Raw genomic sequence first — 14,777 nt, 5'->3', positions numbered from 1 at the left:
AACATCCGCCGCATGCGGAAGGAGGGGCGCCGGTGACCACCACCGAGGCAGTACAGGCCGGGAAGGCCGCTCGGGCCACGTCGGACACGGAGGCCAAGGAGTCCCTCGGCGCGCGGATCGCCGCGCGGGCCGGTGGCGGCGTCATGCGGGTCTTCCTCGTCCTGGTGGGCCTGTTCTGGCTGATGCCGACCATCGGGCTGCTGCTCTCCTCCTTGCGCGGCCCCGAGGACATCGCGGCGAGCGGCTGGTGGAAGGTCTTCACCGCGCCCTCCGAGCTGACCTTCGACAACTACCAGCGCCTGCTGGACAACTCGACCATCACCGACTCGCTCCTCAGCACGGTCATGATCACCGTCCCGTCCACGTTCCTGGTGGTCGTCATCGGCTCGCTCGCCGGATACGCCTTCGCCTGGATGGAGTTCCCCGGCCGCGACTGGTGGTTCCTGGTGGTCGTGGGGCTGCTGGTGGTCCCCGTGCAGGTCGCCCTGATCCCGGTGTCGGAGCTCTTCGGCACCATCGGGATCTTCGAGACGACCTTCGGTGTGATCATGTTCCACACGGCGTTCGGCCTGCCGTTCGCCATCTTCCTGCTGCGGAACTTCTTCGCGGAGATCCCGCGCGAACTCCTGGAGGCCGCCCGGCTGGACGGCGCGGGCGAGATCCGGCTGTTCACCCGGGTCGTGATGCCGCTCGGCGGCCCCGCGATCGCCTCGCTCGGGATCTTCCAGTTCCTCTGGGTGTGGAACGACATGCTGGTCGCGCTGATCTTCGCGGACTCGGAGTCCCCGCCGATCACCGTGGCCCTGCAACAGCAGGTCCGTCAGTTCGGCAACAACATCGACGTCCTGGCACCCGGCGCCTTCGTGTCCATGGTGATCCCGCTGGCGGTGTTCTTCGCCTTCCAGCGCCAGTTCGTCTCCGGCGTGATGGCGGGCGCCGTCAAGTAGTCGGCGACCGCCCCGCGCGGCGGCGCCCGAAGGGCACGGCAGCACATACGTTCGTCAACACCAGGGCGGCCCGTTCACTCGCGATCGGGCCGCCCTACCTCGTATTTCCCCCGAATGCCACATCCCGCGTAACCAAGTCACTCCATCGGCCGTTTGCGGGCCACCTGCCCGCCCGCGAGCGCCTCTGGATGTGTTGTGCCCCGGTTCAGTGTCATCGTGCCCGCGTACCGGGTCCAGGCGTATCTGCACGCGTGTCTCGACTCCGTGCTGAACCAGTCCTTCAAGGACTACGAGATCATCGTGGTCGACGACTGTTCACCGGACGCCTGCGGCCCGATCGCCGATGAGTACGCCGTGCGCGACCCCCGGGTCAGCGCCGTCCACCTGCCGCACAACTCCGGCCTGGGACCGGCCCGCAACGCCGGGGTCGCCAGGGCCACCGGTGACTACCTGCTCTTCCTCGACGGCGACGACACCTTCGCCCCCGAGGCGCTCCAGGCCATCGCCGACCGCCTGGAGGCCACCGGCGGCCCCGACGTCCTGGTCTACGACTACGCCCGTACGTACTGGTCGGGCGAGAGCGTGCGCAACACCTTCTCCCAGCACCTCGCCGAGACCGGCCCCGCCTCCTTCCGGCTCACGGAGCGGCCCGAGCTGCTCAAGGTCCTGATGGTCGTCTGGAACAAGGCGTACCGCCGCGAGTTCGTCGAGGCCGAGGGCTTCACCTTCCCGCCCGGCTACTACGAGGACACCCCCTGGACCTACCCGGTGCTGATGGCCGCCGGGTCGATCGCCGTGCTGGACGCCGTCTGCGTCGGATACCGCCAGCGGCGCCGGGGCAACATCCTGTCCACCACCACCCGCCGGCACTTCGACGTCTTCGACCAGTACGACCGGGTCTTCGCCTTCATCGACGCCCGCCCCGAACTGGCCCTCTGGCGCCCGGTCATATTCCGCCGGATGCTCGACCACTTCTCGACCCTCTTCACCTCCCGGGGCCGGCTGCCGCGCGGCAGCCGGGCCCAGTTCTTCCGCCGCGCCCGCGCCCACTGCCGCCGCTACCGCACCCCCGGCGCCCCCGCACCCCGCCGCGCCCGGCTGCGGCACGCGCTCTTCCGGCTGGGCGCCCACCGCACGTACCGCGCCCTGTGGGCCGCCCAGCGGCTGCGCGGCCGGCTCGGGCGCGCAGCCTCCAGGGCGCGCCGGGCGGTGCGCGGGGCGGCGCTCCAGCTGCACTACCGCGTCCAGCTGAGGCTGCCCCTCCGCGACGGGGAAGCCGTGTTCGCCGCCTACTGGCACCGCGGCTACACCTGCAGCCCCGCGGCGCTGGAGGCCACCTCCAGGGCCCTCGTGCCGGGTCTGCGCACCTCCTGGATCTGCCGCCCGGAGGACGCGCACACCGTGCCGGAGGCGACCCGGGTGCTGCACCCGGGGACGGCCGCGTACTGGACGGCCCTGGCCCGCTCCAAGTACCTCGTGAACAACGTCAACTTCGATCGCAGGCTGGTGAAGAGACGCGGCCAGGTGCTGCTCCAGACCCATCACGGGACCCCCCTGAAGACCATGGGCACCGACCTCGTGCACCGTCCGGCGGCGGCCGGCTCCATGGACTTCGACCAGCTGCTGCGCAACGTCGACAAGTGGGACTTCTCGCTCTCGGCCAACCAGCACTCCACCCTCGTGTGGGAGCGCACCTACCCGTCCGGCTACACCACGCTGGAGTACGGCAGCCCGCGCAACGACGTCTTCCACCGCACCGGCCCCGAGGAGACCGCGCGGCTGCGCGAGCGCCTGGGCGTCCCGGAGGGCAGCCACGCCCTGCTGTACGCGCCGACCCACCGCGACTACCGCCGCGCCCAGCAGCACTCCCTGGACCTGGAGCAGCTGGTCCGCGTCCTGGGCCCGCACTTCGTGATCCTGGCCCGCTCGCACTACCTGGACGCGACGGCCCGCGCCACCGCCGGGCACCTGCGGCACCCCCGGATCATCGACGTCAGCGGCCACCCGTCCGTCGAGGAGCTCTGCCTCGCCTCCGACGCGCTGATCACGGACTACTCGTCGCTGATGTTCGACTACGTCAACCTGGACCGGCCGGTCGTCCTGCACCTGGAGGACGCACAGGCGTACGAGGCCGCGCGCGGCACGTACTTCGACCCGGCGGCCTTCCCTCCCGGGGCGGTGGCCCGTGACCAGGAGGAGCTGCACGAGATCTTCGCCACCGACCACTGGCGCGGGCCCCGGTCCGCACAGCGCCGGGCGGCCTTCCGGGCCCGGTTCTGTCCGTACGACGACGGGCACGCGGCGGAGCGGGTGGTGCGCCGGGTCTTCCTGGAGGACACCTCGGGACTGCCGCTGCCCGCCCCGCAGCCGGGCCACGGGCCGGCCGGGGTGCCGCGGCAGGTGCCGGTGCGGGAGTACACCGGCGGGTGAGCCCCACCGGGCGCCCCGGGGACGCCGATCACCCCGGGGCGCCCGGACGTTCAGCGCTCCAGGAACGCGAACAGCTCTTCCCAGCGGCTCATGATCTCCGCCTCGGAGAACCGCTGGACGTTGGTCCGCGCCCGGTCCCCCATCGCGTCCCGCATCCGGGGGTTGCCGGTGAGCCGGAGCAGCCGGTCGGCGAGCGCCCCGATGTCGCCGGCGGGCGCCAGCAGCCCGTCCTCGCCGTCGCGCACGATCTCCCGTACGCCCGGCGCGCAGTCGAACGCCGCGCACGGCACCCCGCTCGCCATCGCCTCCAGCAGCGCGAGCGGGAACCCCTCGCCGCGTGAGGACTGGACGAAGACGGAGGAGCCGGCGAGCGCGCCGGGCACGTCGTCCGTGCGTCCCCGCCAGCCGACCGAGGAGTCGAGCCCCAGACCGGTGCACTGCGCCTTGAGCTCCGCCTCGTCCTCGCCCGTCCCGTACACGTCGAGCCGCCAGTCCGGGCGCTGCGGAGCCACCAGCGCCCAGGTGTCCAGGAGCATGTCGATGCCCTTCTGGTCGGTGAGCCGGCCGATGCTGGCGACCGACTTCTCGCGCCGGGGGGAGGGCAGTTCGGGCAGCGCGGCCAGGGCGTTCGGCATGAAGCCGACGTTGTTCATGCCGTCGCCCGCCCACTTGTCGGCGTCCTCCTCCGTGAGGACGAGCCAGCGGTCGAGCGGCGGGTAGTGGTTCTTGATCCAGCGGTAGCGGTGGCTCGCCCGCGAGTAGTCGTACGACTCGTGGCTCATCCCGATGACCCGCAGCCCGCCGGTGTCCGCCTCGCCGACCCACTCCATCGCCCAGACCTGGCTGACGATGACCACCCCGCCGGGCCGCGCCCCGCGGAAGATCTCCGAGAGCTGCTCGACGGCCTGCCGCTTCCGTGCCACCCGGCCGGCCTCCGCCCGCCGTGCCGGGATCCGGAAGCGGTCCCGCACCCCCTTGGGCGCCCACGGCGTCGGGGGGTGCGCCGGGTAGAGGGCGGTCACCGGGTAGCCGGGCGGGTCGGGCAGGGCCATCTTCCGCTCGGCGGCGTGGATGCCGATGGTGTGCACCCGGTGGCCCGCCTCCTGGAACAACTGGGCGGTGCGGTGCATCCAGCCGGTCACCCCGCCGAGTTCGTCGGTGCTGTTGGCGACGACGAAGACGTCACGGCTGCGGTTCATCGGCGGGCCTCCCCGGTGCGGGCGGTACGGGACGGGACGAGATGCCGGGCGAACACCGTGTCGACGACCGCACGGGCCGCGTCCCCCCGGTCGTACGCCCCGAACTCCTCGGCAAACGCCGCGCGGCGCTCCTGGAAACCGGTGTCGGCGGTCTTCAGCCGCGACAGCACGACGAACAGCTCCTCCTCGGTCGCCGTCACCGGCCCCGGCGCCTTCTCCCGCAGGTCGAAGTAACTGCCCCGCTCGGCGGAGTAGGCGTCGAGATCGGGGGCGAACAGGACGATCGGGCGGTCCAGGAGGGCGTAGTCGAACATGATCGACGAGTAGTCGGTGACCAGGACGTCGGAGAGCGCCAGGAGTTCGCTGACGTCATGGTGGTGCGAGACGTCGACGACCGTCCCAGGCGGGCAGGCGGGCAGGCTCGCCGCCTCCAGGTAGTGCGCGCGCACCAGCAGCGTGTACGTGTCACCGAAGCGCTCCGCGAAGCGCGCGGCGTCCAGCAGGAGCCGCTGCCGCCTGCGCTTGCCCGGCCCGCCCCGGAAGGTCGGCGCGTACAGCACGACCTTGCGGTGGTCGGGCAGGCCCAGCTCGGCGGCGAGCGCCGGCCGGGGCAGCCGCCCCTCGGCCTCGGCCCTGGCCCGGGCGGCGATCAGCGCGTCGTTACGGGGGTAGCCGGTGCGCAGCAGCGTGGACTCCGGCAGCCGGTAGGCGCGGGCCAGCGTGCGCTCGTCGTGCGCGGACCGTACGAGGAAGTGGTCGAAGCGCCCCACGGCCTGCTGGAGCCGCTCACGCTGCGGGGCGTTCTGCAGGCGCACCCGGGTCTCGTCGAAACCCATGCGCTTGTACGCCGAACCGTGCCAGGTCTGGAGGTAGGAGGTGCCGGAGGGCTTGTCGAGGGTGAGCGGGAACCCCTGGTTGTCGACCCAGTACTCCGCCCGGGCCAGGGCCCACAGATAGCGCCAGGACCAGCGGCGCACCAGCCTGGCGTCCGCCGGGAAGCCGGCCGGGGAGTCGGCGTACGACCAGACGCAGCGCAGCGGGAGCCCCCGGGCGCGCACCTCCTCGTGGACGGCCCGGGGGCTGTCGCCGTAACAGGTGCCCATGTGGCTCTCGAAGACCACGGAGCCCTTGCGCACGGGCAGCCGCAGCAGCCAGGAGCGGTACACGGAGGTCTTGAACCCCCTGGACCGCAGCCCGTCCAGGCGTTTGCGCAGGCCCCGCAGCAGGAGCCTGGCGTGGCGGGCGGGGCGGAAGTGGGTGGCGTAGTGGACCAGCCGGCGGGCCGTACGGGCGGGCCGGCGGCGGGCCTCCAGCCGGAGCGCCAGATGGTCCCGGAGCGTGATGTAGGGCTGCCAGGTGTCCCCCGTGACCCGGCCCAGCCGAGGCCGGGCCGGGGAGCGCTCCGACGGGCCGACGAGGTCGTGGGCGGCGAAGAGGTCGCTCACCGAGCGGGTGCGGCCGTCCTCGACCACCATCCGCGCGTCCCACACCGTGTCGCGGGGGCCGAAGGGGCGCAGCAGGCGCGTGAGGTCGGTGCGGGCCGACCAGCCGATGCCGGTGGCGTCGGGCCGCAGCGTGTCCACGGGGGCGCGGAAGGTGCGGGAGCCGTCGCGTACGCGGAACTCCAGATGCGCGGTGAGGGCGCCGTCCGGGTCGGGCCCGGTGTGCGCGGGCAGGACGAGCCGGCCTTCGAGCAGGACCCGGCGGCCCTCGGCCTCGTAGCGGGTGAGCCGGTTCATCAGCTTCAGCTCGCCGAACGCACGGTACTGGTGGCCCAGTTCGGTGACGTCCAGCACCGGGTCGGGCCCGCCCGGCCAGTACACCCGCCCGCCGTCCCCGGTGACGAGGGGCGCGGCCACGGTGCCCCTCCTGCGCAGCGCGTACGCCGCGGTGAGCACCCCGTCCGCGTCGCCCCGCTCCAGCAGCCGGACGCCGACGCGCTCGACGGGCGGGAGGGTGAGCAGGGCCGCCTCGGGGACGGAGCCGGGCAGCACCCGGGCCGCCGTCGCCGCGATGCGGTCGCGCTCCCCGGCGGGCCGTTCGGGGAAGCCGCGCACCAGCGGCACCAGGTGATCCAGGAGGAAGGCCCTGTCCCGCTCCTCGCGCAGGTCCGCCAGCCCCTGGGCCACCAGCACATGGCACACCCGCCGGTGCGCCTCCACGAGCCCGGCGAGGTCCCGTCCGGCGTCGGGCACGGCCCGCCCGGTGACGATCCTGCGGCGTACGAGCGCGATCCTGCCGACGACGGACGCCGCCAGGGGGCCGAACGGGATCCCGCAGTGGGTGAGGTCCTCGTCGTAGCGCAGCCCGTGCCGCTCCAGCGCGTCGCGCCGCAGACAGAAACCGGTCACCAGGGCGTCGTGCACGGCCAGTTCGGGGGCGTCGGCGAACCGGCCGACCGTGCGGGAGCGGGTGAACAGCGTGTGCTGCCAGGAGGGTTCCCGCTCCTTCGTCCCGTCCCCGGTGAACCGGCTCCAGCGCCCGGCGACCAGGTCGGCGCGGGTCCGTGCCCCGGCCTCCCGGAGGTTGCGGCAGGCGTGCTGCTGGAGGCGTTCGCCGACGTCGAGGACGAGGACGTACGTGCCCCGGGCCGAGTCCAGGCCGGCGTTGCGCAGCGAGGCGACGGAGTCCGTACCGGCGTCGAGCAGGCGGACGCGGTCCGGGGAGCGCCCGGCGAGCGAGCCGGCCGCCGCCCGCAGCGCGGCGGGTGCGCCGGCGGGCAGGACGACGAGGGCCTCCACGGCGCGCAGGCTCTGGTCGAGCACGGACTCCACGGACGCCGTCAGGGCCTCCTGCCCGCCCTCGGCGGCGGTGATCACACAGCTGAAGTCGGGCGCGCTCATGCCTGTGCCCCCTTCAGCATCCGGTCCACGACCCGGGCGGACGCCGTCCCGTCGTCGAGATCGCAGAACGACTCCCGGAAGCTCGCGTACGCCTCACGGTGGCCCGCCGTCGCGGCCTCCGGGTCGCGCAGCGCCTCGACGACGGCGGCCGAGTCGGTGATCAGCGGGCCCGGCGCCCGGTTCTCGAAGTCGAAGCAGAAGCCGCGCAGGGTGTCGCGGTAGTGCTCCAGGTCGTAGGTGTGGAACAGCATCGGCCGGCCCGTCTGCGCGAAGTCGAACATCAGCGACGAGTAGTCCGTGACCAGCACATCGCTGATCAGCATCAGCTCGGCGACATCGGGGTGCCGGGACACGTCGCGGACGAAGTCGCCCGAAGGGACGCTGCCGCCGACCAGGTAGTGACGGCGCACCAGCAGGACGTGGTCGTCACCGAGCACCTTCCGCGCCTGTTCCAGGTCGAGCTGGAGGTCCAGCCCGTACAGCCCGCTCTGCTTGGGCCGGTCCTCGCGCCAGGTGGGGGCGTACAGGACGATCCGCTTGCCCTCCGGGACACCGAGCCGCTCCCGGACGGCGGCGGTGACCTTCGCCCGGTCGGGCGCGTACAGCAGGTCGTTGCGGGGGTAGCCGCACTCCAGCACCTCGCCCGTGTGCCCGAAGGCGCGTCGCAGGACGGGGGTGGAGAAGCGGTTCGGCGAGACGAGCACGCTCCACTGGGCGGCCCTGTGCGGCATGGACTCCATGTACGCGGTGTCGGCGTACGGGGTGCCCGCGAGGTCGCGGCCGATGCGCTTGAGCGGGGTGCCGTGCCAGGTCTGGACGACGAACTGTCCCTCCGCCCGCTCGAACCACTCCGGCAGCTGGGTGTTGGTGACGACCCACCGGCTGCGGGCCAGCGCCTCATACCACTCGGCGCTGTGCAGGGCCACGGCGCGGGTCCCGGGCGGCACGACGGCCTGCTGGTCCCGCACCACCCAGAGGTGCTCGACGCCCGTGCCGCGCCGGGCCAGCTCCTCGTGGACGGCGCGGGGCGAGTCGGAGTACTGGCGCCCGTCGAAGCTGGAGTACAGGACGGTGTCCCGCAACTCCCTGCCGACCAGGCCGCCGTACCACGCGCGCAGCCGGCGCTGCCCGTACGCTCCACGGTCCTCCGGCGGCAGGGCGCTGCCCGACCGCAGGGAGAGCCGGTCGTGGAAGCGCCGCTCCAGGGTGAAGGCGCGCCCTCCCGACTCGCGCGCCAGGGGCAGTCCCGGGTGCAGCTGGTGCACCACGCGCAGCGGCACATAGCGCTCCGGGTCCGTCTCACCCCGCGACCGCAGGAAGGGGTACCACCGGCCCTCGGCGAGCGGCACCGTGCCACCGGCCCCCTCGACCGCCCAGGGCGTCAGCTCCGCACGGAAGGCGGCACCCGTGCGTTCCACGGCGAAGGCGTTCTCCTCCTGGTGGCCGCTGTGCCGCAGGACGAGCTCGACCGGGCGGTAGCGCACCGCCGGGAAGGTCCCCTCCAGGACGAGGCCCGTCTCCTCCGTCCAGGTCACGCCCGTGACGACGGGCCGTACCTCCCGGTCGGTGAGCACCAGGTCCCCGGAGGGGTTGGCGGCGGCGTAGACCTCGCGGCCGCCGGACAGCGGATACCGTGCAGCGTCGGTCTCCGGACGCGCCGCGACCGTCAGCCGGCGCCCGCCGCCGGTCAGCTGGACGCCCCAGTCGCCGTCGGCGCCGCGGAACGCCACCAGCGGCACCTCGGCGAAGACCGTACGGCCGTCCGTGCCCTCGCCCTCCACCAGGGGGAACTCGCGGGTCTCCTTCGTACGCCACTCCTGGATCCGCAGAGCCGTCGGCAGTTCACCGTCGGGCACACGCACCGCGATCCGGATGCCGTCCCCCGTCTCGGTCGGCCCGTGCCCGGCCAGCACCGCGTCGACCCGCTCGGCGCGCAGCTCCAGCTTGTTCCCGGAGAGCAGCGGGACGACCCGGGTGCGCTCGTCGACGTACCGCACGGCGGGCGCGGCCGGGTTGCCGAGGAGCCGCATCGGTCCCCGGCGGGGCCTCCCGGCGCCGACGACCAGGGACTCCAGCTTCCAGAGGGTCCTGGTGCCCCGTGCCGTGGCCCGGGTGACGAGCCGGCGCGGGTCGACCACGGTCTCGAAGCCGGACCGCTCGTAGCGGTGGGCCGAGCGGCCGGATCCGGCCGTCGCCTCGTCGGTCACCGTCCGGTGCAGCCTGAGCGGGAGCAGCCGGCGGCCCGACCTCAGCCAGCCGGCCCCGGCCGACCGCCCCGGTGCGTTGCGGACGTACGCGTACCCCTTGAGGTGCAGCAGCCCGTCGCGCCACACGGCCTCCGTGAGATGCGCGTGCACGGGGAGGTCCTCGGCGGACAGGGCGGTGACCTTGCGCGGCAGGGGCGCTTCGACACCCGGGTACTGGGCACGGGGCCGCAGCCGTCCCCGGACGTGGAAGGTGTCGCGGTCGGTGGACTCGTGGGCCAGGAGGGCGAGCAGCTCCGCCGTCCTGCGCTCCCGGATGAGCTGCCACTTGACCCGCAGATGCAGGGGCAGCGCTTCGAGGACGGCCGGTTCGACGGTCGCGGCGAAGGCGTTGGCGTGGGTGAGGAAGGCCTCGTGGAAGCTCTCGTCGCCGTCCGGGAGCGCCTCGATGAACAGCCACAGGTCACCGGAGAGCGCGTGCTCGTCGTAGCGCCGCTTCGCCTCCGTCATGCCCCGGTCGGCGAGGAAGCGGCTGACCGTGGAGACCGCCGTGACCCGGTCGCGGATGCCCCGGGGCACCGCGCGCCGGGTGGTGATCGAGCCGTCACGGTCCCGCCAGTGGTAGACGGGCTCCGCCACGACGTCGACGCTGCGGGCCAGGAAGTGGGCCGGCAGGACCACGGCGATGTCCTCGTACAGGACACCGGTCGGGAAGGCGAAGGCGTGCTCGTCCCAGAAGGACCTGCGGAACACCTTGTTGCACGCGATGCGGTCGCCGAGCAGGATCCAGTCCCGGGTGACGTGGGTGGCCCGGCGGGACCTCTCCATCGGCCGGCGGAACATGGGGGACTGTTCGAGCGCCCCGTTCGCCCGGAGCCTGAGCACGTTGCCCGTCGCGAAGTCCGAACCCGAAGCGTCCAGTTCACCGGTCATCCGGGCGAAGGCGTCCGCCGGGACGACGTCGTCGCTGTCGACGAACGTCAGGTAGTCCGCGTCCGGGTGGGCCTGTGCGGCGCCGGCGTTGCGCGCGGCCCCGAGCCCGGCGTTCTTCTGCCGGATCAGCCGGAAGCGGGAGTCCTTCCGGGAGTACTCCATGGCCACGTCCGGACTGCCGTCCGTCGAACCGTCGTCGACCATGACGACTTCCAGGTCCGTCAGGGTCTGCCCGGCGAGCGAGTCCAGGCAGGCTCCGAGGTACTCCTCGACGTTGTAGAGCGGGACGACGACGGTGAGACGGGGTGCCATGGCGCTGCGCACGATCCTTCCGGACGGACGAACGGACTTCCTGCATAGGGAACGAGCCCCGTGCCGGGGAGGCACGGGGCTCACAACGGGGCGCTGCCCTCACGGGCCCTGGCCCGCCTAGGGTTTGACGGCGATACGGCCCTCGTCCATGCGCAGCAGCAGGAGCTGCTCGCCGGTCTCCTCCAGGAACTCGTCCACGGCCTGCCGCGATCCCTGCCAGTAGCCGTAGTCGTCGATCAGCAGCACCCCGCCGCTCACCAGCCGGCTGTACAGGTGCGTGAGCTCGTGCTTCGTCGAGGCGTACCAGTCGGTGTCCAGCCGGAGGATGGAGATCTGCTCCGGCGCCTGCTCCGGGACGGTGTCCTCGACCTTGCCCCGCACGTAGTGGACGCGGTCCTCCGGGTACGGCACCTGCTCGAACCCGGCCCGGACGTCCTCCAGGGAGGCCACGGCCCAGATCGGGCGGTCCTTGCCCTGGGCGTCCAGCAGCTCCTGGGCCGGCCTGCCGTCGCGCCGCAGGTCCTCGGCGGTGGGCGGCGTCATGCCCTCGTACGTGTCGAAGAGGTAGAGGTCGCGGTCCGTCTCACCGAGCGACAGCAGGGTCTTGGCGCAGGCCTGCATGGAACCGCCGCGCCAGACACCGCACTCGACGATGTCGCCCGGGATGCCGTGCCTGACGATGTGCCGGGTCGCGAGGACGAAGGCGTTGAGCCGCTCCGGGGAGGTCATCGTGTACGGCTTGACCGCACGGATGATGTCCTTCGCCTCGTCGTCGTAGTCCGCGGGGAACTGCGGCGGCTTCTTGGCCGCGGCCTTCGGGGCGGGCCGCTCCGCCTGCTTCGGGGCCGCCACCGGCGGCTGCGCGGGTGCCCGGCGGGGGGCGGGCAGGGTCGCGCGCCTGAGCTGGTATCCGGTGAGTTGCTGAAGGACGCCGTTGACGGCGTTGCGCCAAGCCATGGGGCGGGACAGTACGCGCGCTTTGCGGCTCATGTCATCTTTCGTCAACCTGTAGTTGATGCGACCGTACGGCTGTCCGGCCGCCCGCAGCGCTCCCGTCCGTCCAGGGGGCGCGGCAGCGGCACCCGGTCCACTCCCCCGGCCCGGTTCGCCCACCACACCGCCGTCTCCCGGACGGCGAGGTCGGCCAGCGTGTTCTTCAGCCGGGTCACCGGACGGCGATGCGGCAGCGGCCTGCGGAAGACGCCCACCGAGTCGCCCCAGTAGGCGGCCTTGGTGTCGATGGAGGCGTAGTCGTGCCAGATGCCCTTGGCGGGCGGGAAGTCCGTGTACGCCTCGCAGAGTTCGAGGCGGGAGTGGGCCGCCATCGCCCGGAAGCCGTCGGGGTAGTAGCGCCAGCAGTCCTGCGCGTCGTGGGCGTGGCCGCGCGAGGGCGCGGTGATGAAGGCGTAGCCGCCGGGCCTGAGCACCCGGGCGATCTCCATCATCGACACCCAGAAGAAGGGGATGTGCTCGAACGCCTGGCCGGACAGCACCACGTCGGCGCTGCGCGACTTCGCGGGGATCCGGTAGGGCCGGGTCATCACCGCGTCGACGTTGGGGCCGTCGAGGACGTCGACCCCGAAGTAGTCGATGTCGTGGTCCGCGAGGAGTCCCCGGTGGGTACGGGTCTGCTTGCCGGAGATCCGGGAGCCGAGGTCCACGACACGGTGCCTGCGGGACCTGGGCAGATACTCCTCGATGCAGAGCTGCATCTGCTCGTAGGCGGACCGGTGCATGAGCTTCTCCCAACGTTGCCGTGTGCGCGCGCTGTTGAGCACAACGACGGCGGGGCACGGAGGGGTCGCCCCGTACGGGTGACCCCGGTGTTCAGTTCGGAGGCACCCCGAAGAGCCGCCGCACCACCCGTTCCGCCGCGTGCCCGTCGTCGTACGGGCAGAAGCGGTCACGGAACGCGGCGCGCAGCGCGTCGGCCTCCGGGGACCTCCAGGCGCCGCCGCACAGCACCTCGCGCAGCTCGTCCTCCGTGGTGGCGACCGCCCCCGGGGTGTCGCCCGGGCGGCCGGACAGCAGGTCGACGTAGGTGCCGCGCGCGGCGCGGTAGGCCTCCCAGTCCGGCACGTAGGCGATGATCGGGCGGTCCAGACAGGCGTAGTCGAACATCAGCGACGAGTAGTCCGTGATCAACGCGTCGGAGGCCAGGAAGAGTTCTTCGACCCGGGGGTGACCGGTGACGTCGAGGACCCGGTCCCCCGCCGCTGTCCCGGCCGACCGCCCGTAGAAGTAGTGGGCACGCACCAGCAGCACGCACCCGGGCCCCAGTGCGCGGGCGAGGCGCTCCAGGTCGACCCTGGGGAGAAAGCCCTCCCGGTAGTCGCGGTGCGTCGGCGCGTACAGCAGCACGGTCGCCCCGGGCGCGATGCCGAGCTCCGCCCTGATCTTGTCGCTCTGCTCCGCGGTGGCGTCGCAGAGGACGTCGTTGCGCGGGTAGCCGTACGGCAGTTGCTCGTACGAGGAGGGGTAGGCCCGGTCCCAGATCTCGGTGCTGTGCGGGTTGGCGGAGAGGCTGAAGTCCCACTGGTCGGTGTGGGCGACGATCCGCTCGAAGCTGACGCCCTTGGTGAGGGCGGGGTACGGCAGCTGGTCCAGGCCCATGGTCTTCAGCGGGGTCCCGTGGTGGGTCTGGAGGTAGATCTGGCCGGGCCGTTTGGTGAAGCCGCCGGGGAAGCTGGAGTTGTTGACGAGGTACGTCGCGGTGGCCATGGTCCGCCAGTAGGCGCGGGATCCCTCGATGACGTACGGCACGCCCGGGGGCATCCGGTCGCGGTGGCGGGAGGAGACGACCCAGACGCCCCGGATGTGCGGGGCCAGTTCGCGGGCCTTGGCGTAGACGGCGGCCGGATTGCAGGCGAAGCCCCTGTTCCAGTAGGCCCCGTAGACGGCGAGACGGGGGTCCAGGGGGCGGCGCAGATCGGCGCGGTAGACGGCACTCATCGCGCGGGCGCGCAGCGCCTTCTTGCCCGCGCGCGCGACGCCTCGCGCCCGGGTGCGCCCGGCGCGCACCGCTTCCCCGCCCCGGCGCGCGGCGTACCGGCCGGGGAGCCCGGCGGCCCGGAAGAACGCGGCACGGTCGCCGGGGGCGATCCGTTCCGGGTCGTCGAGGACGGCCGTCAGGTGGGCGGTGCGCGCGGCCGGGACCCGGTGGTCTCCGCCGGTCCCGGCGGCCAGCCGCTCGTAGGCGTCGATGACGGCGAAGTGCACCCGGCCCGGCGGCACGGCGGACGTGCCGGTGCGGCGCAGCCGGTGGCGTACGCAGATCCGGTCGAGCGAGGCGAGGGTGCCCGCGTCGGAGGCGAGGAAGGCGGCACGGTGCACGGGCACCACATCGCCGTACGGGCCCTCCGTGAAGCGCAGCCGGTGGGCCTCCCAGAAGGCGCGGCGGAAGAGCTGGTTCCGGGCGGCCGGGAGGTCCTCGCCCGGCCGTTCCGCACCCCACCAGTCGACCCGGTCGTGGCCCAGGCGCAGCACGTCGGGCCGGTCGTCCGCCAGCCGCGCGGAGATCTCGGCGAGCGCCCCGGGGAGGAGCAGGTCGTCCCCGTCGAGGAAGAGCAGGTACGCCCCGCGCGCCGCTGCCGCACCGGTGTTGCGGGCCGCACCGGTGTCCCAGGGGCCGTCCGTGACCAGCACGCGCACCCGGGGGTCGCGCTCGGCTGACTCCCGGGCGATGGCGAGGCCCAGGTCGCCGTCGGGCGCGCCGACGACGAGCACTTCCGGGCCGATCGGCGGCCCGCTCCCCGCCGGCGACTGTGCGGTCACGGACTCCAGTGCCGCCCTCAGATACCCCTGAGCACGGTGGGCGGACACGACGACGGTGAGGAGCATGGCAGCCGAGCGTAACGGGGAGCGCGCGGCCCGCCCTACGGATCTTCACCCGTTCGGGTCAGCGGCGTG

Annotated in this window: 8 protein-coding genes; 2 read left to right on the top strand and 6 right to left on the bottom strand. The window is 73.0% G+C overall.

What is annotated here, in order from left to right:
• Positions 1-32: 32 nt before the first annotated feature.
• Together JKV81_RS22245 and JKV81_RS22240 are read left to right on the top strand one after the other, a co-directional pair.
• Positions 33-947: a carbohydrate ABC transporter permease gene (locus tag JKV81_RS22245; RefSeq protein WP_129263694.1), complete on the top strand. Its 915-nt coding sequence runs from the start codon at positions 33-35 to the stop codon at positions 945-947.
• Positions 948-1,142: 195 nt separating this feature from the next.
• Positions 1,143-3,377 carry a bifunctional glycosyltransferase/CDP-glycerol:glycerophosphate glycerophosphotransferase gene (locus tag JKV81_RS22240; RefSeq protein WP_202077410.1) on the top strand — a complete coding sequence of 745 codons (2,235 nt, stop codon included), beginning with the start codon at positions 1,143-1,145 and terminating at the stop codon, positions 3,375-3,377.
• Between the two features lie 50 nt (positions 3,378-3,427).
• Here the strand turns inward: JKV81_RS22240 and JKV81_RS22235 are convergent, their stop codons facing one another.
• The 6 genes from JKV81_RS22235 to JKV81_RS22210 all read right to left on the bottom strand — a co-directional run bounded on the left by JKV81_RS22235 (position 3,428) and on the right by JKV81_RS22210 (position 14,708).
• Positions 3,428-4,576, bottom strand: coding sequence for a glycosyltransferase (locus JKV81_RS22235; RefSeq protein WP_129263698.1), 1,149 nt, complete (start codon positions 4,574-4,576; stop codon positions 3,428-3,430).
• Positions 4,573-7,419, bottom strand: coding sequence for a bifunctional glycosyltransferase/CDP-glycerol:glycerophosphate glycerophosphotransferase (locus JKV81_RS22230; protein ID WP_202077408.1), 2,847 nt, complete (start codon positions 7,417-7,419; stop codon positions 4,573-4,575). The genes JKV81_RS22235 and JKV81_RS22230 overlap by 4 nt, the downstream gene beginning before the upstream one ends.
• Complete coding sequence (locus JKV81_RS22225) at positions 7,416-10,868, bottom strand: bifunctional glycosyltransferase/CDP-glycerol:glycerophosphate glycerophosphotransferase (protein WP_202077406.1); 3,453 nt, start codon at positions 10,866-10,868, stop codon at positions 7,416-7,418. Before JKV81_RS22225 ends, JKV81_RS22230 begins: the two co-directional genes overlap by 4 nt.
• Positions 10,869-10,985: 117 nt before the next feature.
• A complete protein-coding gene (locus JKV81_RS22220; RefSeq protein ID WP_187281938.1) occupies positions 10,986-11,858 on the bottom strand; it encodes a TylF/MycF/NovP-related O-methyltransferase in 873 nt (290 codons plus the stop codon).
• Positions 11,859-11,869: 11 nt separating this feature from the next.
• Complete coding sequence (locus JKV81_RS22215) at positions 11,870-12,604, bottom strand: methyltransferase domain-containing protein (protein ID WP_129263704.1); 735 nt, start codon at positions 12,602-12,604, stop codon at positions 11,870-11,872.
• A gap of 91 nt (positions 12,605-12,695) precedes the next feature.
• Positions 12,696-14,708 (bottom strand): CDP-glycerol glycerophosphotransferase family protein, encoded by a 2,013-nt coding sequence (locus tag JKV81_RS22210; protein ID WP_202077404.1) that lies wholly within the window; start codon positions 14,706-14,708, stop codon positions 12,696-12,698.
• Positions 14,709-14,777 lie beyond the last annotated feature (69 nt).

The sequence above is a fragment of the Streptomyces silvae genome (genome assembly GCF_016745505.1).
GTDB classification, from domain to species: domain Bacteria; phylum Actinomycetota; class Actinomycetes; order Streptomycetales; family Streptomycetaceae; genus Streptomyces; species Streptomyces silvae.
The sequence above is the reverse complement of the archived record's forward strand: the minus strand, read 5'-3'. Positions and strand labels throughout refer to the sequence as shown.

Excerpts from the sequence above, each read along its gene's own strand:
- JKV81_RS22210 (WP_202077404.1), bottom strand. The coding sequence starts at position 14,708 with ATGCTCCTCACCGTCGTCGTGTCCGCCCACCGTGCTCAGGGGTATCTG.
- JKV81_RS22235 (WP_129263698.1), bottom strand. The coding sequence starts at position 4,576 with ATGAACCGCAGCCGTGACGTCTTCGTCGTCGCCAACAGCACCGACGAA.
- JKV81_RS22215 (WP_129263704.1), bottom strand. The coding sequence starts at position 12,604 with ATGCACCGGTCCGCCTACGAGCAGATGCAGCTCTGCATCGAGGAGTAT.
- JKV81_RS22220 (WP_187281938.1), bottom strand. The coding sequence starts at position 11,858 with ATGAGCCGCAAAGCGCGCGTACTGTCCCGCCCCATGGCTTGGCGCAAC.
- JKV81_RS22230 (WP_202077408.1), bottom strand. The coding sequence starts at position 7,419 with ATGAGCGCGCCCGACTTCAGCTGTGTGATCACCGCCGCCGAGGGCGGG.
- JKV81_RS22225 (WP_202077406.1), bottom strand. The coding sequence starts at position 10,868 with ATGGCACCCCGTCTCACCGTCGTCGTCCCGCTCTACAACGTCGAGGAG.